At 37.7% G+C, this 26,942-nt stretch carries 28 protein-coding genes; 10 read left to right on the forward strand and 18 right to left on the reverse strand.

The genetic code is table 11. The features are described from left to right. Positions 1–37 precede the first annotated feature (37 nt). The 4 genes from MM214_RS01740 to MM214_RS01755 all read right to left on the reverse strand — a co-directional run bounded on the left by MM214_RS01740 (position 38) and on the right by MM214_RS01755 (position 4,368). Positions 38–2,566, reverse strand: a complete 2,529-nt coding sequence (locus MM214_RS01740) for an ATP-dependent Clp protease ATP-binding subunit (protein ID WP_241291288.1) — start codon at positions 2,564–2,566, stop codon at positions 38–40. A gap of 80 nt (positions 2,567–2,646) precedes the next feature. Continuing rightward, positions 2,647–3,267 carry a WbqC family protein gene (locus tag MM214_RS01745; RefSeq protein ID WP_241291290.1) on the reverse strand — a complete coding sequence of 207 codons (621 nt, stop codon included), beginning with the start codon at positions 3,265–3,267 and terminating at the stop codon, positions 2,647–2,649. Between the two features lie 19 nt (positions 3,268–3,286). Further along, positions 3,287–3,916, reverse strand: coding sequence for an L-threonylcarbamoyladenylate synthase (locus MM214_RS01750; protein WP_241291292.1), 630 nt, complete (start codon positions 3,914–3,916; stop codon positions 3,287–3,289). A 38-nt stretch (positions 3,917–3,954) separates the two neighbouring features. Then, entirely contained in the window at positions 3,955–4,368 is a 414-nt protein-coding gene (locus tag MM214_RS01755; protein WP_241291294.1) for a (deoxy)nucleoside triphosphate pyrophosphohydrolase, read from the reverse strand. Between the two features lie 76 nt (positions 4,369–4,444). Here MM214_RS01755 and mltG point away from each other — a divergent pair, with 76 nt between their 5' ends. Genes mltG through MM214_RS01770 form a run of 3 tightly spaced genes read left to right on the forward strand, consistent with a single transcriptional unit; the run spans position 4,445 to position 6,859 of the window. Further along, positions 4,445–5,488: an endolytic transglycosylase MltG gene (gene mltG, locus MM214_RS01760; RefSeq protein ID WP_241291296.1), complete on the forward strand. Its 1,044-nt coding sequence runs from the start codon at positions 4,445–4,447 to the stop codon at positions 5,486–5,488. Position 5,489: 1 nt separating this feature from the next. Continuing rightward, entirely contained in the window at positions 5,490–5,894 is a 405-nt protein-coding gene (locus MM214_RS01765; RefSeq protein ID WP_241292002.1) for an acyl-CoA thioesterase, read from the forward strand. An 11-nt stretch (positions 5,895–5,905) separates the two neighbouring features. Continuing rightward, positions 5,906–6,859: a YihY/virulence factor BrkB family protein gene (locus tag MM214_RS01770; RefSeq protein WP_241291297.1), complete on the forward strand. Its 954-nt coding sequence runs from the start codon at positions 5,906–5,908 to the stop codon at positions 6,857–6,859. 93 nt (positions 6,860–6,952) lie between these two features. Here MM214_RS01770 and MM214_RS01775 read toward each other — a convergent pair whose 3' ends face one another. Beyond that, a complete protein-coding gene (locus MM214_RS01775; RefSeq protein ID WP_241291299.1) occupies positions 6,953–7,741 on the reverse strand; it encodes a tetratricopeptide repeat protein in 789 nt (262 codons plus the stop codon). 127 nt (positions 7,742–7,868) lie between these two features. Between MM214_RS01775 and MM214_RS01780 the strand changes: the two genes are divergently transcribed. Next, positions 7,869–8,312: a heavy-metal-associated domain-containing protein gene (locus MM214_RS01780; protein WP_241291301.1), complete on the forward strand. Its 444-nt coding sequence runs from the start codon at positions 7,869–7,871 to the stop codon at positions 8,310–8,312. A 5-nt stretch (positions 8,313–8,317) separates the two neighbouring features. Then, positions 8,318–8,893, forward strand: a complete 576-nt coding sequence (locus MM214_RS01785) for a globin family protein (protein ID WP_241291303.1) — start codon at positions 8,318–8,320, stop codon at positions 8,891–8,893. Between the two features lie 48 nt (positions 8,894–8,941). Here MM214_RS01785 and hisB read toward each other — a convergent pair whose 3' ends face one another. The 13 genes from hisB to MM214_RS01850 form a co-directional block, all read right to left on the reverse strand. Next, the gene (gene hisB, locus MM214_RS01790; protein WP_241291304.1) at positions 8,942–10,036 is read right to left on the reverse strand and encodes a bifunctional histidinol-phosphatase/imidazoleglycerol-phosphate dehydratase HisB; all 1,095 of its coding nucleotides are present in this window, start codon (positions 10,034–10,036) and stop codon (positions 8,942–8,944) included. Then, on the reverse strand, positions 10,033–11,085 hold the full coding sequence (gene hisC / locus MM214_RS01795; protein WP_241291306.1) for a histidinol-phosphate transaminase: 1,053 nt from the start codon (positions 11,083–11,085) through the stop codon (positions 10,033–10,035). The genes hisB and hisC overlap by 4 nt, the downstream gene beginning before the upstream one ends. Then, complete coding sequence (hisD, locus tag MM214_RS01800) at positions 11,085–12,383, reverse strand: histidinol dehydrogenase (protein ID WP_241291308.1); 1,299 nt, start codon at positions 12,381–12,383, stop codon at positions 11,085–11,087. Before hisD ends, hisC begins: the two co-directional genes overlap by 1 nt. A gap of 43 nt (positions 12,384–12,426) precedes the next feature. Continuing rightward, positions 12,427–13,287, reverse strand: a complete 861-nt coding sequence (hisG, locus tag MM214_RS01805; protein ID WP_241291309.1) for an ATP phosphoribosyltransferase — start codon at positions 13,285–13,287, stop codon at positions 12,427–12,429. Positions 13,288–13,580: 293 nt separating this feature from the next. Beyond that, positions 13,581–14,159, reverse strand: coding sequence for a phosphatase PAP2 family protein (locus MM214_RS01810; RefSeq protein WP_241291311.1), 579 nt, complete (start codon positions 14,157–14,159; stop codon positions 13,581–13,583). 214 nt (positions 14,160–14,373) lie between these two features. Next, entirely contained in the window at positions 14,374–15,117 is a 744-nt protein-coding gene (locus MM214_RS01815) for an SGNH/GDSL hydrolase family protein (RefSeq protein ID WP_241291313.1), read from the reverse strand. Positions 15,118–15,136: 19 nt separating this feature from the next. Beyond that, on the reverse strand, positions 15,137–15,493 hold the full coding sequence (locus tag MM214_RS01820) for a translation initiation factor (protein ID WP_241291314.1): 357 nt from the start codon (positions 15,491–15,493) through the stop codon (positions 15,137–15,139). A 4-nt stretch (positions 15,494–15,497) separates the two neighbouring features. After that, a complete protein-coding gene (locus MM214_RS01825) occupies positions 15,498–16,343 on the reverse strand; it encodes a universal stress protein (RefSeq protein WP_241291316.1) in 846 nt (281 codons plus the stop codon). A 68-nt stretch (positions 16,344–16,411) separates the two neighbouring features. Beyond that, the gene (locus tag MM214_RS01830; RefSeq protein WP_241291318.1) at positions 16,412–17,326 is read right to left on the reverse strand and encodes a 1,4-dihydroxy-2-naphthoate polyprenyltransferase; all 915 of its coding nucleotides are present in this window, start codon (positions 17,324–17,326) and stop codon (positions 16,412–16,414) included. Between the two features lie 51 nt (positions 17,327–17,377). Next, the gene (locus tag MM214_RS01835) at positions 17,378–17,959 is read right to left on the reverse strand and encodes a glutathione peroxidase (protein ID WP_241291320.1); all 582 of its coding nucleotides are present in this window, start codon (positions 17,957–17,959) and stop codon (positions 17,378–17,380) included. An 80-nt stretch (positions 17,960–18,039) separates the two neighbouring features. Continuing rightward, a complete protein-coding gene (gene argS / locus MM214_RS01840) occupies positions 18,040–19,827 on the reverse strand; it encodes an arginine--tRNA ligase (protein ID WP_241291323.1) in 1,788 nt (595 codons plus the stop codon). Positions 19,828–19,922: 95 nt separating this feature from the next. Then, a complete protein-coding gene (locus tag MM214_RS01845; RefSeq protein ID WP_241291325.1) occupies positions 19,923–20,873 on the reverse strand; it encodes an arginase in 951 nt (316 codons plus the stop codon). Between the two features lie 181 nt (positions 20,874–21,054). After that, positions 21,055–22,998: a DUF3857 domain-containing protein gene (locus tag MM214_RS01850; RefSeq protein ID WP_241291327.1), complete on the reverse strand. Its 1,944-nt coding sequence runs from the start codon at positions 22,996–22,998 to the stop codon at positions 21,055–21,057. An 87-nt stretch (positions 22,999–23,085) separates the two neighbouring features. Here MM214_RS01850 and MM214_RS01855 point away from each other — a divergent pair, with 87 nt between their 5' ends. The 5 genes from MM214_RS01855 to MM214_RS01875 all read left to right on the forward strand — a co-directional run bounded on the left by MM214_RS01855 (position 23,086) and on the right by MM214_RS01875 (position 26,925). Beyond that, positions 23,086–23,340 carry a hypothetical protein gene (locus tag MM214_RS01855; protein WP_317208391.1) on the forward strand — a complete coding sequence of 85 codons (255 nt, stop codon included), beginning with the start codon at positions 23,086–23,088 and terminating at the stop codon, positions 23,338–23,340. A gap of 86 nt (positions 23,341–23,426) precedes the next feature. Beyond that, complete coding sequence (locus tag MM214_RS01860) at positions 23,427–24,299, forward strand: sulfite exporter TauE/SafE family protein (protein WP_241291329.1); 873 nt, start codon at positions 23,427–23,429, stop codon at positions 24,297–24,299. A 57-nt stretch (positions 24,300–24,356) separates the two neighbouring features. Then, positions 24,357–24,767 (forward strand): RrF2 family transcriptional regulator, encoded by a 411-nt coding sequence (locus tag MM214_RS01865; protein ID WP_241291331.1) that lies wholly within the window; start codon positions 24,357–24,359, stop codon positions 24,765–24,767. Between the two features lie 71 nt (positions 24,768–24,838). Beyond that, the gene (locus tag MM214_RS01870; protein ID WP_241291333.1) at positions 24,839–25,402 is read left to right on the forward strand and encodes a hypothetical protein; all 564 of its coding nucleotides are present in this window, start codon (positions 24,839–24,841) and stop codon (positions 25,400–25,402) included. A gap of 131 nt (positions 25,403–25,533) precedes the next feature. Next, on the forward strand, positions 25,534–26,925 hold the full coding sequence (locus MM214_RS01875) for an arginine decarboxylase (protein WP_241291335.1): 1,392 nt from the start codon (positions 25,534–25,536) through the stop codon (positions 26,923–26,925). Positions 26,926–26,942 lie beyond the last annotated feature (17 nt).

Genomic DNA, 26,942 nt, shown 5'->3' on the forward strand with positions numbered 1-26,942 from the left:
AAAATCACTAGCCCCCTTTTTAATCTATCACAAAAGCCTACTCGGCTTTTTCTTTCTTTTGTACCTTGATCTCCAGAGCTTCTCCTTCACCAGGATAATCTGCTAGAATCACATCACCTTCTGAAAGTTCTCCTTTTAGAATTTCTTCCGCTAGAGAGTCTTCAAGATATTTTTGTATTGCTCTGTTGAGAGGTCTTGCACCATATTGCTGATCATATCCTTTCTCCGCCAAGAAATCTTTTGCTTTGTCAGATAACTCTATATTGTAACCCAAATCAGTAATTCTGCTGAATAATTTACCTAGGCTGATGTCAATGATCTGATGGATATGTGATTTCTCAAGAGAATTGAATACAACTACATCATCGAGTCTATTGAGGAACTCTGGGCTGAAAGCTTTTTTCAAAGCACTTTGAATGGTAGATTTCATGATATCATCCAAGTTCTCTTGTTTTGCTTTGTTGGCAAAGCCAATTCCTGCACCAAAATCCTTTAGATCTCTAACGCCGATGTTGGAGGTCATGATAATTATCGTATTTCTGAAATCGACTCTTCTACCAAGTCCATCCGTAAGTATTCCGTCATCCAATACTTGTAGTAGGATATTGAATACATCAGGGTGAGCTTTTTCAATCTCATCAAGCAAAACTACTGAATACGGCTTTCGTCTTACCTTTTCTGTAAGCTGTCCACCTTCTTCATAGCCGACATATCCTGGAGGTGCTCCTACGAGCCTAGATACGGAGAATTTCTCCATATACTCGGACATGTCTATCCTTACCAAAGAATCCTCTTTATCAAATAGGTAAGTCGCTAACATTTTCGCCAATTCAGTTTTTCCAACACCAGTAGGGCCTAAGAATATGAAAGAACCAATCGGTTTTTTGGGATCTTTCAGGCCTACTCTAGTTCTTTGGATGGCTTTAGTCAGCTTTTTGATAGCATCGTCTTGCCCGATTACTTTGCCTTTGAGCTCATCAGTCATACTAAGAAGTTTAGCTCCCTCTTTTTGAGCGATTCTCTTAGCTGGAATGCCAGTCATCATAGCGATTACTTCTGCGACATTATCTTCTTCTACTTTGTATCGCTTAGACTTGCTTTCCTCTTCCCACTTCACTTTGGCATTTTCAAGTTGCTCGAGTAGTTTTTTCTCCTTATCTCTAAGTTGAGCTGCCTCTTCATATTTCTGACTTTTTACAACTCTGTTTTTTTCTATTTTGATTTGCTCTACTTCTTCTTCGAGTTTTAAGATTTCCTCTGGAACGTGGATATTGTTGATGTGAACTCTAGCACCAGCCTCATCTAAGATGTCTATGGCCTTGTCTGGTAAGAACCTGTCAGATATATATCTGTCAGAGAGTTTTACACAGGCTTCAATTGCTTCTGGAGAGTAGATTACATTGTGATGATCTTCGTATTTGTCCTTGATGTTGTTCAAGATTTGTACAGTCTCTTCTGGCGTGGTAGCATCTACCATTACCATCTGGAATCTCCTAGCAAGTGCACCATCTTTTTCTATATACTGTCTGTATTCGTCGAGTGTGGTAGCACCTATACATTGGATCTCTCCTCTGGCAAGAGCAGGCTTGAACATATTCGAAGCATCGAGTGAACCACTCGCTCCTCCGGCACCTACGATCGTGTGAAGCTCATCAATAAAGAGGATGACATTTGGTGATTTTTCCAACTCGTTCATGACTGCTTTCATCCGTTCTTCAAACTGACCTCTATATTTAGTGCCAGCTACAAGCGAAGCCAAGTCCAAAGTCACCACCCGTTTGTTGAAAAGTACTCTAGAAACTTTTTTCTGAACTATTCTTAAGGCAAGACCTTCAGCAATGGCAGTTTTACCAACACCTGGTTCACCTATGAGGATAGGGTTATTCTTTTTTCTCCTTGACAGAATTTGCGCTACCCTTTCGATCTCTTTTTCTCTACCTATGATTGGGTCTAGCTTATCTTCCTCGGCCATTTTGGTCAGATCTCTTCCAAAGTTGTCTAATACTGGCGTACGGGATTTCTCAGTACCTGGCTTAGATGCTCCTTGAGATCCGCTTCCCGAAGAACCAAACAACTTGCTGTTGTCTTCATCCGGATCATCGGCCTCTGCTCTTGATCTTGGATTGGAGTCAGTTTGAAACTCTAGCATCTCTTTGACTGCATCATAATTCGTGTCAAATTTCTGCAATATTTGAGTAGCGATATTATCTTCGTCTCTTAAGATAGATAAAAGCAGATGCTCCGTGCCTATCAAAGCGCTTTTGAAGATTTTGGCCTCCAAATAAGTGATTTTTAATACTTTTTCAGATTGTCTTGTCAATGGTATATTGGCAAGATTTTTCACGTTATGGGTTGCAGTACCTTTGACGGCACGCTCCACCGAATTCCGAAGTTCATCCAATGGAACTCCAAGTTTTTTCAGTATGGAAACAGCCACTCCTTCCCCCTCTCGAATCATCCCCAACAAGAGGTGCTCTGTACCAATGTAATCATGACCTAGACGCAAAGCTTCTTCGCGACTTAGGGAGATCACCTCTTTGACTCTGTTTGAAAATTTTGCTTCCATTTATATCCTTTCTAAATGATTTGAAATCTATTCTAATGATACCGAATTTGTTTTAAAAACACAATCCTTTCATATATTGTTCATTGTTTTTTTTGTGATTGGTTCAGAATGTTTGCGGTTTCTGGTCCCATACAAAACAATAAATCGATGATACTTAAATTTGGTACAAAGTCTAAGCCAAATAGCTGCTGGTAGGGTACTGGGCTATAGATGTTTCTACATTCAAACGATTTTTTGGTCTGGATTACGCCTCTGAAATCGTTAAATTCTTTTAAATCGTCTGAATAATCAAGTATTTGTAATTTTGTCTTGCTTTGAATCATTTTGAGACAAACTGTCAGTAGGGCGTGGTTGAAATCTGCTAATAAGTCCCATTTTTGATTGTACACTGGTTCGAAATAAGGAAAGTAGAATTCAAAATACGGTGCCTTTCCATAAGCACTTTGAATACCCCTCAGATGTACATTTTTCCATTTTTGACTATTATCTATCCTGATTTGACTTGATTTTACCTTTTTGTTTCCACCTATTACTGGTATACTCAAGGTTTCTACTTTGTTTGCAAGTCTAATTTGTGTTCTGTTTCTGTATGTCTGTTTTTGATAATCTTCTTCTATATCTAAATACACTATATCGTAGTCTTGAATCGCCACGAAGTATTCTAGCGCGGGAAGATGATATAATTCAGTGATTATTGCCATGTATTTCACATTTATGCAATTAAATAATAGCGTCAATATCTCCCAAACCTTCTCTGACTACTACAATTTCTTCACCGCTACAATCTACTATAGTAGAGCCTACATTGTTGCCATATCCACCATCAATGACTATGTCTACCAGGTTTTCATATTTTTCAAAGATCAATTCAGGATCTGTACTATACTCGATGACGTCGTCTTCATCTCGGATAGATGTGGTCAAAATAGGTTGACCTAATTCCTTTACCAACATACGAGGAATATTGTGGTCGGGGACTCTGATTCCTACTGTTTTTTTATTACTATTAAGAATTTTTGGGACTGAGGTATTTGCTTCCAAAATGAATGTAAATGGCCCTGGAAGTGCTTTTTTCATCATTTTGAAAACAGGTGTATTTAGTGCTCTTGTATACTCAGAGATGTTGCTCAAGTCATAACATATAAACGAGAAATTATGCTTCTTTGGTTTGATTCCTTTGATTTGACAGATACGCTCTACTGCTCGTTGGTTGTGGATGTCGCAACCCATTCCATATACTGTATCTGTGGGATAAATAATGACAGCACCGTTTTTGAGGGCATTGACAATGTAATCTATTTTTTTGATCTCGGGATTTTCTGGATATAATTTAATAAGTTCAGCAGGCATGGTTGGTTTAATTTAGATTTGAATATTCAACTGATTTGTTAGGATATTTCCTGAATCGATTTATGGTTCATTAATTGATTCAAGATGGGGATATCAGCTTCAGACCAGTCAAGGGTGTCCAATTCAGCTGGTCGTAACCATTGTGCTGATCTGTGCTCTTTAAGTGATAATTCCCCTTCAATATAGCGACAAATAAATGGAATTAGTTCAATTTTTAGATTTTCTCCAATCTGATGAGTATTCTTATTTAAAATTGTCAAGGTCTCAATTTTAAGATTCAACTCTTCAAGAATTTCACGTTTAATACATTCTTCCAAGCTTTCATGATTTTCTAATTTACCTCCTGGAAACTCCCATTTCAAAGGATTAGACATATATTCGCTTCTTTGAGCTACAAGAATTTTTTCTTGATGTATAATTATGGCACAAGTAACTTTGATGGTTCTGAACATGAAAATTAGAAATTGAAAAATTCGCTAAACAAAATTCCCTATTTTTGCGCTTTATCAAAGAGAATTTATAAAAAATATGTTTGAAGATAAAAAAACGAAGTACTACCTCATCGGAGTGATTACTTTCTCTGTATTGCTGACATCGTTGTCGTTTTATTTCTATCAGGCATTTTTTAGTCCCAATGCACTTTTGGAAAAGGATGAGCCGTATATGCTTCGGATACAAAGTCAGGCAAGTTTCAAGACAGTATCGGACAGCTTGTACAATGCTGAAGCAATTCATGATGTAATTACATTTAGTTTTGTTTCAAAGGTTTTGGGATATCAAGATCAAGTTAGGCCTGGACTTTATAAAATTGAACCAAGAATGAGTAATCTCAAAATAGTGAAGTTACTTAGGTCTGGTTCTCAAACACCAGTAAGACTAACTTTCAATAATATCAGGACGAAGGAGGATTTAGCAGAAAAGATCACTAAGAATTTGGAAATGGAGGAAAGTGATTTTATGAATTTGTTGATGGATTCTGTGAACATAAGAAAATTTGGGTTTGAAGCGGAGACGATTATGGCCATGTTTATCCCAAATACTTATGAGGTTTGGTGGAATACAAGTCCAGAAAATCTCTTTGATAAAATGCATAAGGAATACGAGAAGTTTTGGACCCCAGCAAGGGTACAAAAAGCGGAGTCACTTGGATTGAATCGCACTGAGGTGTCTACTTTAGCATCTATTGTGCAGGCAGAGACACAGAAATCTGATGAAAGAGCCAAAGTTGCAGGTGTTTATCTTAATAGGTTGAGAATTAACATGATGTTGCAGGCTGATCCGACGTTAGTATTTGCAACTGGTGATTTCAGTATCAAAAGAGTACTAAATATTCACAAAGAGTTAGATAGTCCTTATAATACCTATAAATATTTAGGGTTGCCTCCAGGGCCAATTAATTTACCGGAAATATCGGCCTTAGATGCTGTGTTGAATTATCAGGATCATGATTATCTTTATTTTTGTGCCAAAGATGATTTTTCTGGATATCATGCGTTTGCCACCAACCTGAATGACCACCTGGTCAATGCCAGAAAGTATCAGCAGGCACTAAACCATGCAAAAATCAACTAAAATGTTTGTTTCAGAAACACAAGTAAGGGTACGATACGCAGAGACAGATCAAATGGGATATGTGTATTATGGGAATTATGCCATGTATTTTGAAGTTGGCAGGGTAGAGGCACTCAGGGCCGTTGGCTTTTCTTATAAACAAATGGAGGCTAATGGTATAATGATGCCTGTCCTAGAGCAAGAGACTAAATACCTTAGACCAGGTAAATATGATGAGTTATTGACAATAAAAGTGAAGATTCCCTATTTGCCAAGCGCAAGGATCACTTTCGAATATGAGGTGTATAATGAAGAGATGGACTTGATTACAACAGGCAAAACTATTTTGACATTTCTGAAAACTGACACCCACAGGCCAAGTAGGCCGCCACAATATTTGTTGGATATTTTAAAACCATATTTTTAAATTTAGAACTTTTGGTAAAGAGCAGACTAAGATTATTATCATTTAGACTGATAAGAAAAGCAAAGAAGCTTAGGTCATTTCATTTTGGGAACCCAGACCAAAATTTATATGATGTAGGAAAAATATTTTTGGATCAGATTCGAAAAGATGAAATCATAGAAAGAGCAGGTTCGGTAGCGTTTAGTTTCACTATAGCGATGTTTCCACTCTTACTGTTTTTGTTAAATATGATACCCTATATTGGGCTGTTTTTCACGAATGTCACCACGCAGAATATTCTTTTGTTTATTGAAGAGATCATTCCTCCGAGCATTTATAGTGAAGCAGAAGCTACTTTTATGGACATAGTGAGCAAACCTCGTCAAAGCTTGTTGTCTTTGGGGTTTTTCTTGGCTTTGTTTCTTGCTACCAATGGAGTGATGTCTTTGATGAATGCTTTTAATGCAGTGTATCGGACAAGGGAGAATAGGAAGTTTTTTCAGACCAGACTGATCGCTGTAGGTATCATATTGGTTTTGGTATTGACTATCTGTGGAGCAGTTGTGATCATGATTTTTGGAAGTAGTTTGCTTTATAGTATTTCAGAATGGGAGATCGTGTCGAGCAATTTGTATTATTATCTTTTGGCATTTTTCAGGTTCTTTGTATTGCTTACCGTTTTTATGGTAGCCACTTCATTTATTTTCAGATTTGCACCCGCTGTTCATGACAAGTGGAGGTTTTTCTCCGCTGGATCAATTACCGCAGGTTTATTGATTACCCTTGGGTTTTATCTGTTTTCTTATTATTTGAATAATTTCGCAAATTATAATAGACTTTATGGTTCTATTGGGACGATGCTAGCTGTAATGCTATGGCTTTTTATTACATCCCTTATTATATTGGTATGCTTCGAAATAAATGTATCCTTAGATAAGGCCGCAAAAAGAAAATTGGTCACTCGAGCTTTGAAGAATAACTTGTAAGGAATAAGCCAAGGAGATCCGAGAATTGATGAGGCTATCTTTTTGGATTCCTTTATGTCATATTTGCAGAGAAATTTGTTCTTCAAAAATAGGTTAGCAGTCGTCCATGTTCATTTTGGCTATCTGACTTCCTCGATTTGCAGCTATCATCAAATCTTGACAAGCAGTCGGATTATTAAGGGCTTTTTTACACATTCCTCTTCTTGCCAAAGCATCTACATGATTAGGATTTTTTTTGAGTAGCTGGTTAAAGTCCTCCAGTGCCCATTCAAACTCCCCTGTAGCCATGTTGGCTATTCCTAAATTATATAGGGTTACCAAATTGTCTGGATCAAGCGCCAAGGACATGTTAAAAGATCCAGCTGCTCCAAATGTATCGCCTATGGCAGATCTAGCCATACCTTGATAAAAATATACACGTGGATCTTTAGGGTTTTTATCTTTTGCATAACCCAAAAACTCATCGGCGCTCTTGAAATTTTTATTTTGGAGCATGGTACGACCTAGTAAAAAGATCGTCTCAAAATCATCCCCGTCATATTTTGCAGCTTTTAGGAGATGATTTTCAGCCTGTCTGTAGTCTTCAAGTTTCCAATAGAGTTTTCCTATACCTGCATGTGCCTGACCGTATTCTGGATCAATACTTAGTATTCTTTTATAATCGTCATAAGCATCTGCATATTTTTCTAGCTCCTCATATGCTCTCGCTCGCAGATGGAGGGATTTGATATCGGTTACGTTCAAAAAGAGAGTTTTTGAAAATTCTGAAATAGCCTCTTCATATTCACCATTGCGGAAATGTAATTCGCCTTCAGAGAATGTTCCAAAACATGAGCTTAATCCTAAGCTAAAGATTATTAGAATTTTATATGTACCTCTCATATATTTAGTTTTTTCAAAACTAATAAAATAGATGGTTTTTAAAAAGAATTTTGCTCGATTTTAATTTCATGTAAATCCAATTGAGATTCGAAGCTCGTATTTGTCCATAATCAAACAGAATTGTATCATGTTAAAGCGGATTTTATTAGGGACCACATTAATTCTAGTCATTTTGGTGACTACTCTAGCTGTACACATTTATGCAGTCACAAGACCAAAGACTGGAGCTATATCACATTTGGCTTTGACTAGAATTGATTTTAATCAAAGCTTAGATTCACTTCAAGCTGGAAGTCTTTCAGAATTGGCTGAAAGCATAAATGGTGTGCAAGAAGTAAGAGTCAATAAATCTTCTGGACACGTGATTTGTATGTATATGCATAAAGAAGTATCTCCTAAAGAGATCGCTGATAAGCTACATTCAGCTACTTCTATGATGGCAAGCGTCTATCAACCTTCTGAAGAAACATTAGCGCAGAGTTGCCCTGCATTCAGTGAAGAATCACTGACCTACAGATTAGGTGCATTCTTCCAGAGGTCTTTTGAAAATAAAACTAAAACCAAACTTTAATGATTATGAAAAATGTGAAATACTGGTTAGCCAGTGCTCTGATTGGAACAATGATTGGGTTCTCTTCTTGTAATAGTGAGGATGAGCCTGATATGGTGGATGATTCTTTCTATGCTGTACAGCTTGGAGGAGAAACAAAGGTAGCTGATCCTCAAAATTCGGGTCAGATGATTGAGCAGGGATTCTTGAATTTGAGAACTGTAGTGACCAATACTGTTTTGACAATAGCAACAAACGAAGGTGGGAAGTATGATGATTTACAGCCTTATTTCAGTGTGTTGTTGACAGAGGTCGGAAATGGGACAACGACAGGTTTGAATACGCTAGTGATGGACTTTTCTGAGTTTTTGGCTGAAGCTACTGGAGCAAGAAACTTTACATATTCAGGATTGGATATGGAAGCTGCCCATGATCCAAATAGAAATCCCAGGATGACAGGAAGGGTAAACAATGCAGATTATGATCTGTTTATCCAAGCGGTAGTAGAGGGTGCAGCACAAGCTGGTATTACCTCTACAGAGGTACTAGGTCCTGTGGGACAATTGCTAGAGTCGGTAAGACAGCCAATTGTACAAAGGTAATATACAAAAAAACACAAAGCCTGCTTTATCGAAGCAGGCTTTGTGCTATTAAAGCACTCCTTTTGTGCTAGGGAGTTGATTTAAAGCGGAAAGGTCTCTCTTTACAGCCATTTTGATAGCTCTTGCCAGTGCTTTGAAAATAGCTTCTATCTTGTGATGTTCATTAGTGCCTTCAGCTTTTATGTTCAGGTTACATTTAGCGGTATCAGAGAAGGATTTGAAAAAATGATAAAACATCTCTGTAGGCATTTCTCCAATTTTTTCTCGCTTGAATTCAGCGTCCCATACCATCCAAGGCCTGCCTCCGAAATCAATCGCGCATTGTGCCAAGACATCATCCATAGGTAGTAAGAAGCCATACCTGTAAATTCCCTTTTTATCCCCAAGTGCCTTGAGGTAAGCTTCACCAAGAGCCAAAGCAGTATCTTCTATAGTATGATGCTCGTCTATATGCAAATCTCCCTTCACATGGATGTCTAGATCTGTACCTCCGTGTTTACCCAATTGCTCTAGCATGTGGTCAAAGAAATGCAATCCAGTACTGATATTACATTTCCCAGTACCGTCAAGATTTATTTTGATCTTGATAGAGGTTTCTGATGTAGTTCTCTCTACCGATGCTACTCTCTCTGGTAGTCTTAGGTATTCATATATTTCATCCCAAGATTTGGTGCTGAATGTAGCTTCTTCATAAGTTTCACCAATAAAAATAGATTTTGAGCCAAGATTTTTTGCGAGTTGCACGTCTGTTTTTCTATCCCCTATTACATAAGAGTTAGCTAGATCATATTCACCATTTTGGTATTGCGTAAGCATGGCAATACCTGGCTTGCGGGTAGGGAGATGCTCATGTTCGAAAGATCTATCTATATGAACTTGAGAAAAAACAATGCCTTCACCCTCTAGTGTTTTCATCATTTTGTCTTGAGCTGGCCAGAATGTATCTTCAGGAAAGGAAGAAGTGCCAAGTCCGTCTTGATTGGTGACCATGACAAGTTCAAAATCACATTCTTCAGTGATTTTTCTAAGGTTTGAAAGGGCACGAGGATAAAATTCAAGTTTTTCTAAGCTATCTACCTGAAAATCTATTGGAGGCTCGACGATGATCGTTCCATCTCGGTCGATAAAGAGTACTTTTTTCATGCTTGATATTGTTTTAATGCTAGAAGGAGGGCGTCGTTTTCGGATCTTGTACCTACAGATATCCTCAAGCAGTCTTCGCACAAGGTGACCTTAGAACGATCTCTAATGATGATGGTCTGCTCAATTAGATATTCGTAGATTTTTTTTGCTTCAGTGACTTTTATGAGGATGAAATTCGAGTGAGAAGGGAAAATTTTCTTTACGAAGGGAAGCTTTACAAGCTCATTTTCCAAGAATTCACGTTCTTTCAATATGTTAGTGACGATATCTTTGATGTCAGCAGCGTTGTCCAATGCTTCAAGTACTTTTTCTTGGGTAAGACCTGAAATGTTATAGGGTGGTTTTATCAAATTAAGAATTTTGATGATATCCACAGATGCGAAAGCCATCCCGATCCTTAATGATGCCAATCCCCAAGCCTTTGAAAATGTTTGCATTACCAGCAGGTTCGGGTAATTTTTCAGCTCTTCTATGAAACTAGGCTCATCGCTAAAGTCAATATAGGCTTCATCGACGACCACAATTCCTTCAAATTGAGTCAAAATTTGATATATGTCCCTACGGTTGAGCTTGTTACCACTTGGATTGTTGGGAGAGCAGATGAAAATAATTTTGGTGTTATCATTTACCTCTGAGATGATCTCTTGCGGTTTCAATTGATATGAATCAGAAAGATTTACACGCTTGATAGCGATATCATTGATACCTGCACTTACTTCATACATGCCATAGGTAGGAGGGAGGATGATAATATTATCAATTCCTGGTGAACAAAATGCACGCATCAAGAGGTCGATAGCTTCATCTGATCCATTTCCAAGGAAAATCTGATTGGCTGGTATTTGCTTTACTGTGGATAGTTTTTCTTTGATGTCATGTTGGTAGGGGTCTGGATATCGGTTGTGATTTCCCGTGGCCATAGATCCGAAAGGATTTTCATTGGCATCTAAGAATATTCCAGCTTTACCAGAATACTCATCTCTTGCTGATGAGTAAGGTTTGATGCTACTGATGTGAGGTCTAAGTAGCTTTTCTAAATTGAAAGCCATTATTGATTTTCTTTTAGGAAGTTTAGGCGTAATGTGACTGCGTTCTTGTGGGCTTCTAGTAGCTCATTTTCAGCCATGATTTCTATTGTAGGGCCAAGATTTTGGATGCCTTTTGCACTTATTTTTTGGTATGTGATCTTTTTTGTGAAGCTATCAAGAGATACACCACTATAGCTTTTGGCGTATCCATAAGTAGGGAGTGTATGATTGGTCCCAGATGCATAATCTCCAGCAGATTCTGGGGTGAAATTGCCTATGAAAACTGATCCGGCATTGATGATTCTATTCACTACTTCTTCTTCATCATGCTCTTCTACACAGATGATCAAGTGTTCAGGAGCATAGGCGTTGATAAGATCAATGGCTTTGTCTTGATTGGGCATGATGAAAGCTACTGAGTTGTCAAGTGCTTTTTTTGCAATTTCTTTTCGACTCAAATTTTCTACCTGAATTTCGACTTCCTTAATTATTTTTTGTGCGACTTTTTCTGAGCTAGCGACCAAGATGACTTGTGAATCCACCCCGTGCTCTGCTTGTGATAGTAAATCTGCAGCAACAAATGCCGGGATAGCTGACTGGTCAGCGTATACAAGAACTTCCGAAGGTCCAGCTGGCATATCTATGGAAACTCCTTTTTTCACAGCAAGCTGCTTTGCGGCTGTCACATATTGATTGCCTGGTCCAAATATCTTGTCAACTGCGGGGACAGTTTCCGTGCCATATGTCATGGCAGCAATCGCTTGTGCGCCTCCTACTTTGATGATTTTATCTATTCCTATCAGGTCTGCTGTAAAAAGTATTGCAGGGTGAATATTACCTTCTTTGTTGGGAGGTGTGCATAGTACGATTTCTTCGCAGCCAGCAAGATTTGCGGGGACACCTAGCATCAAGACTGTTGAGAAAAGTGGTGCAGTACCACCTGGAATATACAATCCCACCTTTTGAATAGCAACAGATTTTCTCATACACGTGACGCCATCCATGGTTTCCATGGAGATGTCAGGTGAGCGTTGAGCATTGTGAAACTTTTCTATATTCTCTTTAGCCAAAATGATCGCACTTTTGAGTTCCTTTGATACGAGTAATTTGGCTGCTGCTATTTCTTCTCTTGAGACTAAAAGCTCTTTGATAGCCACGTGATCATATTCAAGAGCAAATTTTTTTAGTGCTTTATCTCCTTGTCTTTTTACTTTTCGAAGGATAGGCTTTACAATTTTCTCTATGTCTTTGGTTTTCTGGACTGGTCTAGCGAGCGCAGATTTCCAATCAGCCTTTATCGGATTGATTAATATTTTCATGCTTCCTATCGATCAGGTTTGTTTTAAAGATTCTCATTGAGTTTTATAACACCATTTTTTCTATTGGTACTACTAGGATGCCTTCTGCACCAGCTGAGCGCAATTCTTCGATGTTTTCCCAGAATTGATCCTCACTAAGTACAGAGTGTACAGATGACCAGCCTTCCTGTGCTAGAGGTAGGATGGTGGGACTCCTCATGCCAGGAATCAATGAGATGATTTTATCTAAAGACTCATTTGGAGCGTTTAGAAGGATATATTTATTGCTTTTTCCAGTCTGTACGGCATTCATTCTGAAAAGCAACTTGTCTACTATGGAGACCTTATCTTGTGTTAGGTTTTTGTTAGCTATCAGTACTGCCTCAGACTTGAATATTTCTTCTACTTCTTTGAGCCCATTCATCATCAAGGTGGATCCAGAGCTCACAATATCACAAATACCCTCTGCTAATCCAATGCTAGGTGCTATTTCTACTGATCCTGAGATTTCGTGGATTGCAGCGTTTATTTTTTTTGAGGTGAGATAGTCTCCCAATATTTTTGGGTATGAAGTTGCGATGTTTTTACCTTCAAAATACCCAATGCCTGGGTAAGACTCGCTTTTTGGGATTGCAAGTGATAGACGACATTTAGAAAAACCGAGTTTTTTTAGGACATTGACATCTTTGTCTTTTTCTACCAGCTCATTTTCTCCGACAATACCTAAATCAGCTACCCCGTCGGCCACATAGCCTGGAATATCATCATCTCTTAAGAAAAGGAATTCAATTGGAAAGTTTGTGGAGGTTGATTTGAGCTTACCTGTACCATTATAAAATTTGATTCCACATTCTTTGATTAGGCTTAGTGAATCATCACTCAATCTTCCGCTTTTTTGGACGGCTATTCGGATAATATTTTCCATTAGTATATAATATACGTTTTTGTATTTCAATAAGAATTTTTGATTTGGTAATATAGCTGAATAAATGTGTCATGCAGCCTACCCTGGGCGATATGTAAATAATGTTCCTCCTTAAGAGGAATGGTGGAAATGATGAACAGTCACAGCTTGCGCTGTATTTGAAAAAGACCTGATATGTAAGAAGTTTCTGCTCATTGATGAATACAAAGTTAAGGATGCAAATTAAACTTGCAAACCAGTCTAAATGTTTTTCAGAGTTTTTGGGATAAACAGAATTAAATCCATCTAAATGGCTAGAAAAACAAAGTAAGCCATCCACACAGTGTGCCAATAATAGCACCTACTAGCAATTCTTCTTGACTATGTCTACCTAAAAACCACCTAGACCAGCCTATCAAAAAAACGAATATCAAGAAACTACCTCCAAAAAGCCAAGATAAGCTCAAGATTTTTGCAAGGATAAATGCAGCAATGGCGATATGCAAAGAAGCTTTTAAGTTTTCATTGACGATTGCCATGATGAAAAGCATCAAAGTAAAAAAGAAAGTCGTAACTAAAACTACTTTTGGAAGGTCGAGAATATAGAAAGTAGCAAAACAAGCTACAAAGAGCAAAATGCTAAAGGGGTAAAAACCTTTTCTTTGCTCTTTGTCAGACACATCGAAGTTGGAGTAATGTCCTTTTCTTAATTTGATCCAGTTATGCACCGTGATGGGTATGGTGATCAAGCAGATAACTATAGCAGATATTATCAAAGCAGTCAAAGGATCAAGTTCATGACTGGAAATCAAGATTACATATAAAGTTCCTAGTATAAGTGGATGTCCTATAGTGGAAATGAAAAAGGCAATCTTTTTTAATATTTTATCCATTACTTATGGGAAGGTTCAGGAAATGGTAGTGAAATGCTGGCAATGCTCAAATATAAGCTCTTTGATCTTCTGCATAAGAGCCTTTTCAAAAGTTTTTTCAAAGAACCAATCCAAAGAATGCCTCAAGTGCGTAAATAAACATCAAACGAGTTACCTTTTACAATAGAAGGTAAAAAGGTTTAGTTTGTGGTTCAATTTTTCAGTAAAAAGGTGGTCAGCTTTGATCACCTTTTTCTCCCACACTTTTGATTTTGGTCCAAATGGCTTTAGTCATCATTCGATAGGCGAGATCAGAAGGGTGAATTCCATCTTTGGCAAAAAAGTCTGGGTGGGATTCAAAAGAAAAATTGACAATATGCAGGTTAGGGTGATGTGATTCCAATAGTTTCAATTGCCTTATCAAAAGGTAACGTTGAAAACGGAGGAAATGTCTCATTAATTTTGGAATGGCGGGAAATTGATGGACTGGTGGGATGGTGCAGGCATAAATCTCATCTGTGTCTAAGCCGCTTAAAAATGTATTGATTTCAGACAAAAATACTTTTGGGTCAGTAAAAGCAAAACTATCATTTGCACCTATCAACAAAATGGTTTTATTGAATTTTTGAGGGAGTTTTGACTGGTTTTTTTGTTTGAATTTGGTAAGGTAAGCCGCTTTTAAACCTACCTTACCTATATTATATAAATTGTATATAGATGGAAACATTATACGAATGTTGCCAAACATGGTGTTATCTTCCGAACTTGCCCCAACACCTGCCACCGTTGACTCTCCTATGATAAGTATATTGGCATTGGTCGCTACAGGATTATGTGCTTGAAACTCACTCCATGGTTTGAGTTTTGGGATCGAGTTGATTAACTTTTTGCCTTTGATGACTAGATAGGGTAAAATTGGAACCATGCATATCAACTCTAAATAATAAAGTAACCTAGTCGACAAAGGAGTCTTGATCATGCCAAATTTAATTTAAGTTTCAACCTCCTGATTTCTTGGCTTTGTAGCCAGCTTCGATCAAGATGGTCAATACTTTATCTCTATGGTCGCCTTGAATCAATATTTCTCCATCTTTAGCACTTCCACCTACACCACATTTATTCTTGAGTAACTTCCCCAGTTCTTTAAGGTCTTCTTCTGTACCTTGGAATCCATCGACAAGTGTTACTTGCTTTCCACCTCTGGCTTTTTTATCAAGCATTACTTTAAGGTTTTGCTGAGCAGGTGGAAGGGTAGCTAGGTTATGATCGATTCCGAGGTCAAATTCAAAATCATCACTCGTAGAGTATACTACACCATCTCTTTTCTTCCAGTCGTTATTTCTCTTTTTTGTCATCTCATTACTTTACTTTGAATGTCCAAACAGGGCGCTTGGCATGATTCACAACGTCTTCGGCTATGCTTCCACTTAGAAGGTGTAAAAAGCCTGTACGCCCATGAGTAGCCATGGCTATCATATCAGCATTAATATCTTCTGCATAATCTCTGATCCCTTCTTCCTCGGACCCACTATTATATATGGCAAAATGGGCGTTTTCAAATTGATGATCTTCTATAAATGCTTCCATGCTTTTAGTTGAAACTCTACTATTTTCGAAAAGACTTGGCGTATTGATTTTCACAAAATAAAGCTCAGCATTCAATGTGTTCTGCAAAGTTTTTAATTTATTGACAAGCTTAATCGAATTATCTTTGAAATCACTGGCAAAAACTATCTTCTTAATTTCGTCAGTTGTGATACGGTCTTTGATCGTGATTACAGGGCATTTTGCATTTCTGACTACCTTTTCTGTATTGCTTCCTATCAGTAGTTCTTCTATTCCACTACTCCCTTTGGAGCCCATTACGATGAGGTTTGCATCAAAATCAACCACCTCTTTGGTGATGCCTGCATAGGGATTTCCAAAAATTAGTTTAGTTGAGAACTTATATCCTTCTGCGTTTGTCTTTGCTTCTATGTCGGCTAATTGTTGCTTGCGTTTTTCGACCAATTCTAATACATAAATTTGGTCGATTTCAGGCCCAGCATCTATTGTACCCATAGTATTCATGGATGTCATTGTAGGTGTTTCCAAGACATGGAGTAGTTTCAAGTGAGCAGCTTTCTTTTTGGCAAGCCCTTTGGCAAATTCAAATGCGTTTGCAGCTTGTTCTGAAAAATCAAAAGGTACGAGAATAGTTTTCATGGTGATTGTTTTGGTTTAAGCACTGGAATTTACAAAAATTATGCAATTCTCGAGAATTCCCTGCTGGTTTAATTAAAAAAATACCAACCAACACCAAAGCTTATCGTCCAAATCAAAGTTGAAATAGCCATTTTTTTCAAAAAGGGGTCTATACTTTGTGCGTCTTTGCCTCGTGCTACTCCGAGTCCAATTTTTAGCATCATAGGTAAAGTAATCAAAGGGAGTAAAGCCCACGAAGCATTATTTATCATAGCATAGCAGATGATGAGTAGATTGCCTCCTATGATCAAAAACCAATTGTAGGCAACTGCTGAATCTTTACCTATCCGCACAGGGATCGATTTTTTTCCTGCTATCGTGTCAGACTCTATGTCTCGTATATTGTTGATGTTCAGTACTGCTGTGCTGAAAAGCCCAAGAGAAATAGCTGGTATGAAATTGATCCAGTCAAAACTCAAGGTATGTAAAAAATAAGTACCCGATACACCTAATAATCCAAAAAAAATAAACACAGAAATATCACCAAGGCCTGCATAACCGTAGGGTTTTTTTCCAGATGTATAGGTGATAGCTGCTATAATGGCTGCTATTCCCAGTCCCAAAAATATTATGAATAGCTTCCAATCATCAAGACTAAAATAAAGTAAGGTAAGCCCGCTTGCTAAGGAAAGTAGAGCAAGCAAAATCATTGCTTTTTTCATTTCAGGTAGACTAATGATACCTGATTGGACAGCCCTTATGGGACCTTGCCTAGATTGGCTATCGGCCCCATGTATGCTATCTCCGTAATCATTTGCTAAGTTGGACAGAACTTGTAGGAAAATGGTCGTCAGGGCAGCAAGTAGGAATACCACCAGTCTAAAATGCGATTGGATCGCAGCCAGAAATGATCCCATCAAAATGCTTGATAATGCCAAAGGTAAAGTTCTAAGCCTTATTGCATGCATCCAAGCTTGTCTTTTACTCCCGAGAGTAGTTTCCACTATAACTTTCTTTTACTTAAATGATTCAAGTCTGAATTTCAGACTTACTAATTAGCTATTGATCAAATTTATGATTTCGTCATCCATTGGATTTACTGAGGATCCAAAGAATTTTTTCAATTCACCGTTTTCGTCAATTAAGTATTTGCAAAAATTCCAAGTAGGCTCCTTGTCATTCCAGCCGTTGAGATCCTTATCAGATAACCATCTGTATAGTGGGTGTTTGTCCGCACCTTTTACAGAAACTTTGTCAAACATCTGAAAAGTAACCCCAAAGTTTGCGCTACAGAATTGCTTTATGTCTTCATTGGTGCCAGGCTCTTGCCCACCAAAATTATTGGCAGGGAAACCTAAGATCGTTACTTTATCACCATACTCCTCGTGCAGTTTTTGAAGATCTGCGTATTGCGGTGTATAGCCACATTTGGAAGCGACATTGACTAACAGTAATTTCTGCCCTTTGAATTGGCTGAAATCTACTGGGTTTCCGTCTATGTCATTGATTTTGAAGTCGTAGATAGATTTTTCCATGAGCATTTGGTCTAGGGAGACTGCTGTTTTTTGATCAGCTTTTTGAACGCTTGAAGTACAAGCAAATGCAATAAGAATGGTGAAGGCTAATAGTTTTTTCATAAGAATAAATTTGATCATTCAATAGTTGGTACAAGTTATAGAAAATTCTCAGCAATCAATCTCGACAATTGAACTTTGACTTACATTCTATCAGGTACACTTATTCCCAATAACTTCATACCAGATTTGATTGTTTTGGCTGTAAGTGAAGAAAGGGCGACTCTGAAAGCCAAGACTTCTTGATCAGCCTCGTTGAATATGGAGCACTCCGCATAGAATCTATTATACTCTTTGGCCACTTCGAACAAATACTGAGCTATCGTAGCTGGTGAAAAATCTTCAGCTGCTTGTTTTATTTTTTTCTCATAATCATTTAATGTGATGATGAGATCTCTTTCTACAGCTTCCAACTTACTTAAGTTTTCAAAACCTTTTTGATAATCTACACCTATCTGATCTGCCTTTCTCAAAATTGAAGCTATTCGAGCATGCGAATATTGAATAAATGGCCCTGTGTTTCCTTGGAACTCTATGGATTCTTTTGGATTGAAAAGCATGCGCTTTTTAGGGTCTACTTTAAGCAGGAAGTACTTAAGAGCTCCCATGCCTAGAATTTCATATAGGTTTTTAGCTTCTTCTTCCGAGAATCCTTCAATTTTACCCAATTCCTTGGTGTGTGTTTCAGCTGTGTCGATCATTTCCTGCATGAGATCGTCAGCATCCACTACAGTACCTTCCCTTGATTTCATTTTCCCAGTAGGAAGATCCACCATGCCATATGAAAGGTGATAAAGCCCATCTCCGTATGGTCTACCCAGTTTTTTCATGATCTTGAAAAGTACATCGAAGTGATAGTCTTGCTCATTGCCGACTACATAGATCGATTTGTCAAATCCGAAATCATTGAATTTCAGGTCGCAAGTCCCCATGTCTTGTGTGATGTAGACAGATGTGCCATCACCTCTGAGTACCAACTTTTCGTCCAGCCCTTCTGCACTTAGATCTACCCAGGTAGAGTTGTTGTCTTTTTTGAAGAAAACTCCCTTCTCTAAACCTTCTTCTACGATATCTTTCCCTAATAAATAAGTATCTGATTCGTAATAGAATTTATCGAAGTCTACTCCCATTTTGGTATATGTCGCATCAAAGCCTTCGTACACCCACTCATTCATTTGCTTCCAAAGGGAGACTATTTCAGCATCGTTTGCCTCCCATTTTCTTAGCATTTCCTGAGCTTCTAGTAATAAAGGGGCGTTTTTTTTGGCTTCTTCTTCAGACTGACCCTCTCCAATGAGTTGTGAGATTTGCTTTTTATATTCTTTGTCAAATATGACATAATATTTGCCCGCTAAGTGGTCGCCCTTCAATCCAGATGAAGTAGGTGTTTCTCCTTTTCCATAGTGTAAATAGGCCACCATAGATTTGCAGATATGTATACCTCTATCATTGACAAGGTTCGCTTTGATGACTTTATAGCCATTTGCCTTTAATATTTCTGCCACTGAATAGCCAAGGAAATTGTTTCTCAAATGTCCGAGGTGTAATGGTTTGTTGGTGTTTGGAGAAGAATATTCTACCAGAACTTTTTGACCATTGGTAGGGAGCTGACCAAGATTCGTGTTCGTGTATAATTCACGAAAAATATCAATCCAAGAATTTTCATTAACCGATAGGTTTAGAAAACCTTTGACCACATTGAAAGCGGTGATGAGTTCACTTTTGGATATTAAATATTCACCAAGTTTGGTGCCGGCAGCCTCAGGTGCCATTTTAGTTACCTTGAGATAAGGGAACATGACAAAAGTAAAGCTACCCTCAAATTCTTTTCTGGTAGGCTGTAAGGCTAGCTCTTCCAAGGACACCTCGTGGTCAAAGATTTCTTTGAATCCTTTCTGTATCAATGGAATAATCTGTGATTCTAAACTCATTTGTACTAGGTCTTGTGTCAGATTGATTTTATATGCTTATGGGACAAAGATAATGAAAGCTTTTTGGAATCATTGCTGCAAAATGATTCTGCTTTTTAGTAGTTGTCCACGAGAGATTTGGTCGTTGCCTCTAGGACTTCAAAAGCATTTTCTGCCATTAGATTTTCCGTATCGAGGGTGGGATTGACTTCTACGATCTCCCAGCAACATACGCGCTTATCCCGTATGAGTGCTACGTTGAGCGCTATAGCTTCTTCTACTGTAAGACCATCCGGTACTGGTGTCCCTGTGCCCACAGAAATCGAGCTATCCATGCTATCCACATCAAATGAAATGTATATTTGGTCACATGCACGAAGCACTTCAAGTGCCTCATTAGCAATTGATTCTACTCCTTTTTCTCTTACCTCTTTGGTAGTGAAGTTTCTGATACCATGCTTTTCGATGATATGATCTTCGGGTTCTTCTGTATCTCTTACTGAGATGAAAACAATGTCTTCCGGAGCTATCTTGGGCGTATCACCACCTATGCTTTTGATTTTGTTCCAATATTGAATAGTATCTGAGCTAGGCTCATTGACTTGACATTCCAAGTTGTCTGTGTGAATGCACATAGCAAGTGGCATCCCGTGCATATTTCCTGAAGGCGTAGTGTAGGGCGTGTGTAAGTCAGCATGAGCATCTATCCATATCACCCCCAATCGTTTTTCAGGATTTGCTGCTTTGATTCCCATGATAGTGCCTGCTGCTGTAGAATGATCCCCAGCAAGTACGATTGGGAATTTTTTCTCCAAGCGAAGGGATTCGATGGTGCTGTATACATTTTTCAATACTTGGTACACTCCCTCAATGTATTTAGCATTCGGATGGTTGTTACCTTTCCATAAAAAATTATTTGCATCTGGCACATTGATCGGGTCAAACCTTGTGAAAAAATTGGATTTTTTATCCAAACTAGCAATCTTAAGTGCATCAATCCCTAAACTTGCTCCCCTAGTTCCTGCGGCAATTTCCGAGCGAACTTCTACTAACTTGATTTTTCTCATAATTATTATTGGAATAATTGGGTCTATCTTCTTTGCGCTTGTGATTAGCGAGGCAAAAGTAGTCATTCCCCCTCAATTTTCAAGATTTATAGCTAAGTTGAAAATAAAAGCTTTTGCAAGTCAGTTTAAAGCAATTGATGTTTTCGAGGCAGGGAAAATGATTGTTGCATATCAGATTGAATTAGATCTTCTTTATCGCAATTGGCTCGTTAAGTTTATTGATTATTAGATCAAAAATTGTTTTAAGTTCTTCATACTTCGAGGGCATTATAATTTTATTGTTAATTGCAAAAAGAATATTTAAGGTGAGTATTTTATCATTTTGCTCACTTTTGTAAGAAAATGACACCTCCTTTTCTTGCATGCTGACATTAAGATTGTCAGGTTTATGATCAAAAGCATAGCCTTCTGGGAGTTGTAGGACTATTGAATATCGGTCCGCAAATAAGTGGTTAAAATCAATTGGGAATGCCCTGTGTTCTTGTTGAAATGGATTGTTTTCAAATTTTTTGAATTGCAAAGGTGTAACAAAGGTTATTGTTGACATTGTATCGAAAACCTCTAAAAGCGTGAATTTTAAATCAATTATAAATTTTTCCTCGTCTGAAATGTGGGAAAAGGAATTTATTTCACCTTCATTGTTTTTAGCTAATGCGGATTTGATGGCGTCTTCATCGCCTTCATAATAATGATCAAATTGAAGCGCCTCATAATCAGACATGCGGATGTTTTGATCAAATATATAAGCATTTTTATCTATAGATATTTTGGAAAGTAAATTGATTCCAGATTTATGTTTTAAGTTTATTTCAGTCAAATGGCTTTTTTTATGATCAAGCAAGAATCCTTCATTTACATGGTTGTCAAGGCTTAGGTATCCAATTTTTAGATTTGGATCTGAAGCATCTAAGAATATTGACTCATTATTGATGATTACCTTTATTATTAGCTGATTGAACTGAGAAATAAATGGGTACTTAACCAAATTACTTCTCCCATTTCCTTTGCTGCTGATTAGTACTGGATATGCCTCTATATCTTTACTTTGTAGTATGCTCAATAATAGTAAATTGATGTCAGCTTTTGATCCTGACCCAGAATTGATTAAGTCCTTTTGGGTTTTACTAGGTAGTATTCCATTCTTTGAGGTTGCTACAAAGTTGTTTTGGACATAGGTGTAGATACTTTTGAGATCATCTAAAACAGCTCCTGGGATTACGGCTTGACCTTTTTTTGTTTTTAGGTATGTGTTAAAATTAGAGGTCGATCGGATTTCATCACCTGCTTTTTCCCATGTGTGAAGCACATTGACAAGCTTTTGAGTACGTGCTCCATAACCTGGATTGCTTAAAGTTTGATAGTTTGAAAGCTGGAACTCAATTTTTTCTACATAATCCACCGCATTACTTAGAAAGGGTTCAGGTTTGATAGAGTGGAGATCATTAAGTTCCCAGTAGTAATAGCCATTGCTGGTAGGTTTTGGACTTAACTGTGTAAGTTTTGCACCTTGAGTCAGCATGTTGTAATTCATCCCTTCTGGGATACCAATAGTATATCTTGAATATAGTGTTGGTGATGTGGACTGAAAGCACCAGCCATCTATGAATGTCAGGTATTTATCAGTTTTTTCATAAGTATATTCAATAATTGAGCCTTCTTTGGCATTTGGGAAGGCCATTCTTATTTCTTTATACCCATTGGGTAAGTTAGCTTCGAAGATTTCGTTTTTACCTAGCTTGTAGACTACCTCTTTACCATTTTCAAAATTCACGAGTTGAGCTTTGTCTATTTTAATTGATTCTATGGCATCGTCTCCATGGTAAAATCTTAAAATGACATTTGCCTTGTCTTTTCCTTCTTCTTTGAGAATCTTCTTTCGGAGATGGTGATAAGTTTGTAGGCTATTATTAGCAAAGCTGCTAATACCTACATGAAAAAGTATCACTTCATTAGCATCAGGTTCATAGTAGCAGTTTACTAACTCAATTTCTTCTAGATCATATTTGCCAAACTTAAAAGCTTGTTGAGAAAACCCCGAAGCATTAACGAAGCATGAGATACCTATGATTAAGGTGATTCGAATGTTAAGAAGTAGATTCATTTTGAGCGTAAAATTATGTCTCAAAACTAATTGATTTTTAGTGAATTAAAAGCAATTTTTGGAGGTAGTGAAAAATAAAAATAGTTTGATTTTACTTTCTTGTGTAAGAGCTTGTTTTATAGATCAGAATTCTCCAGTAGCCCTTCCCATTCTCAATTTCTAAATATTGATGGCTATGCCGTAGCTAACGCTAGGTTAGGATTTAGAGGAGATAATGGGTTTTCACTTTTCCTATGGTCTAGAAACTTAACCAATACTAATTACTTCGAAATCTTGTTGCCTGGCGCAGGGAATGCAGGACATTATGCAGCAGTGCTTGGTGATCCAAGAACGATGGGGCTTACATTGAAATTTAATGTCAAATAGTTTTTCTATAATTCATATAAATTCAATAGGAATTATTATGTTTGTAGGATTAAGACTTAACTTCTAATATTTGTAATTAAATAGTAATGGACAAAATCATCTTGAAAGTAAAAGCAGAGCCACTATGGGCACTGTTTTTCCTGATAAGTTTTTTGCTGATCATATTGATTAGTTTCAAATCCTTCGCAGGAATTATGACATTAGAGGGTTTGGATTGGGAGATGTTTTTTTGGTTTTTGCTAGTTGGTTTTGTGGCGCAAACCATTGATGGTGCTTTAGGAATGGCTTACGGAGTGACATCCAATTCCATGCTATTGGGTATTGGTATTCCGCCTGCTATGGCAAGTGCTTGGGTACATTTTGCTCAAGTGTTCACGAGTTTGGCCTCTGGTTTTTCTCATTGGAGATTAGGTAATGTGAATTGGAGTTTGGCCAAGAGACTAATCATTCCTGGGGTGCTGGGAGCTGTGATAGGTGCATTTTTCCTTAGCAACATCGACAGCAAAGTAATTAAGCCTGTGATTGCTTTGTATTTGTTGGTTATGGGTATAGTTATTTTGAAAAAAGTATTTAGGAAAAAAGAAAAAACTTTCGATGCCAAAGAGAAGAGCATTTCTTATCTCGCTGGAGTAGGAGGATTTGCTGATGCCATAGGTGGAGGTGGCTGGGGACCTATTGTCAATTCTACTTTGTTAGGTAAAGGTCAGACACCGCGGTATGCTATTGGTACAGGGAATTTTGTAGAGATTTTTGTTTCTTTAGGAAGTGCTGTTACTTTTCTTTTTTTTATCAAAGAGTTAAGTTTAGCACCTGTGTTGGGTTTGATAGTAGGCGGTGTGATAGCTTCTCCCTTTGCTGCTATCATTTGTAAAAAGATGAATGCCAAAATTCTCATGTTTATCGTAGGTTTACTGATTGTTTTCTTAAGTATTAGGACCTTCTATTTGACAATATTTTGATCATATTTTATGGCAAAAATTAAATTTCCGTAAATTGGCATGTAAACTATACCCCGCATGCTGTCCAAAAGAGCCAAATACGCCATCAAAACGATTTTATTTTTATTTGAAAACAAGGACATTGTACCTGTTTCTGCTAAGTATATTTCAGAAAAGGAGAACATTCCCTACAAATTTCTGGAGAACATATTGAGGGATTTGAGGACTCATCAAGTTGTCAAGAGTACTCGTGGTCCTGTAGGTGGCTATTCCCTTGCCAAGGATCCAAATGACATCACCGTGACCCAACTTATGAGAATCATCGACGGACCAGTTGCATTGATCCCCTGTGTGTCAGAAAAATTTTATGAAGCTTGTGGGGAATGTGAGGATGAAGAGACTTGTAGAATCCGTAAACTTTTCTTTGAACTCCGCTCCGAAATGGTAGGCGTATTGAACAAATCTATTGTAGAGCTTTCAAATTTATAACACTGAAAAACAGGTTTATATATTATGAATGCTTCATTACCCTACAAAAATTATAGGGAAATTAGGAATATATGAATTATAGCCTTACATTTGAAGAGTCAAAGCAAATCAGCTACGATGAAAGTTTAATCAAAATAAAGCGTACCATGTCAAACACAGCGAGCATTTCAACTGAAATCCAAAAAGCAGGAGCTTTTGCATTTCAAAATATCAGTAGAGCAAGAAGATCCGAATCAACAGCAGTAAGCGTGATCGGTATGCTTGAGATGTGTGGTATGCTAGACGTGGTAGAATCATCTAGTTTTGATTTTCCAAACTTTCCTGAAGCCAAAAAGCAATTTCATGTGGTTTATTTTACAATAAATGAATCGTTTAGTTCTTTGAGAGGACTTTTTAGAGGTCTGACTAGCTTAGGTAAGCCAGGAGAAGTGATATTAGAAAACGATGCAAGTAAGGGTTTATTTACACTTAAGTATTATCAAAGCAATGAGAGAAAAGTGAAATCTTACTTGGCTACATTGATCGAGACTGTAGAAAATGAATTAAGATTCAAACAGATTCTGAATCAGATCATAGAAAATCAAAGAAAAATTAAGGCTGAGCAAAGTTTATTACTCCAAAAACTCTTTGCATAAACTGTTCAATGGCATCATATTAGCATTATAGGGGAAAGTCCAAATGGATTTTCCCCTTTTTCATTATGATTTACGGAGAATATCTACAAATTTTGTGACAGACAAATTAAGCAACAACTTTATCCAAAGGCATGAACAAATACATAGATCTTATTCAGCAGACTTTTGATTTCCCTACCAAAGAGTTTGCCGTCGAAAACAACCAACTTACTTTCAATGGGGTGAATTTGATGGAAATCATTGAGACCTATGGGACACCGTTGAAGCTTAGCTACTTGCCAAAGATTTCTGAAAACATTCAGAATGCGAAAACTTACTTTGGAAATGCTATCGAAAAACATGATTATAAAGGTCAGTATACCTATTGTTACTGTACCAAATCATCTCATTTTAGTTTTGTGCTGGATGAAGCCTTGAAAAATGATATCCATATAGAGACCTCTTCTACCTTTGATATTCCTTTGGTAAGGAGTCTATATGAACAAGGAAAGATCAACAAGCAAACATATATCGTCTGCAATGGATTCAAGCGAGAGCTGTACAAGCAGTACATTACTGAACTGCTCAATGACGGCTTTGTGAATTGCGTGCCAGTGCTTGATAATCTTTCCGAGATAGATTATTACCTAGAGCATGTAAAGGTACCTTTCCAAGTTGGTATCAGGATAGCCGCAGATGAAGAGCCAAAGTTTGGATTCTATACCTCAAGACTTGGGGTGAGATACAATGATATCATCAAGCTCTATGAGGAAAAGATCAAAGACAATCCAAATGTGAGCTTGAAAATGCTACACTTTTTCATCAATTCTGGTATAAGGGATACTGCCTATTATTGGTCAGAGTTGACAAGATTTATTCAGAAATATGTAGATCTGAAAAAAGTAGCACCTAGCCTTGATACCATGGATATAGGAGGCGGATGGCCGATCAAGACCAATGTGTTCTTTGACTATGACTATCAGTATATGGCTGAGCAGATCATCAAAAACATCAAATGGATGTGTGCCAAAAACAATACCGTAGAGCCAAATATTTTTACAGAGTTTGGAAGCTATACAGTAGGAGAGAGTGGTGCGGTATTGTATTCGATTCTCGATGAAAAGCTTCAGAATGACAAGGAGCTGTGGTACATGATAGATGGAAGCTTTATCACCCAGCTACCAGATAGTTGGGGATTGAATCAAAAGTACATCATGCTAGCGGTGAACAATTGGGATGAGGAATATCATAACATCAACCTTGGAGGCTTGACCTGCGACAGTATGGACTACTACAACTCCGAAGCGCATCAATTCAATATCTATCTCCCAAAGCCAGATAATGGCAAGAAACAGTACCTTGGCTTCTTTCATACAGGGGCATATCAAGAGTCACTTGGAGGATATGGAGGGATTCAGCATTGCCTGATACCTGCCCCAAAGCACGTGATAGTAGATAGAGACACAGATGGAAGCATCAAGCATTGGTTATTTGCTCCAGAGCAGACTAGTGACAGTATGCTGAAGACACTGGGCTATAGGTAATTTGCAATAAATTCTTT

This window comes from Belliella kenyensis (assembly GCF_022549675.1).
GTDB classification, from domain to species: Bacteria; Bacteroidota; Bacteroidia; order Cytophagales; family Cyclobacteriaceae; genus Belliella; species Belliella kenyensis.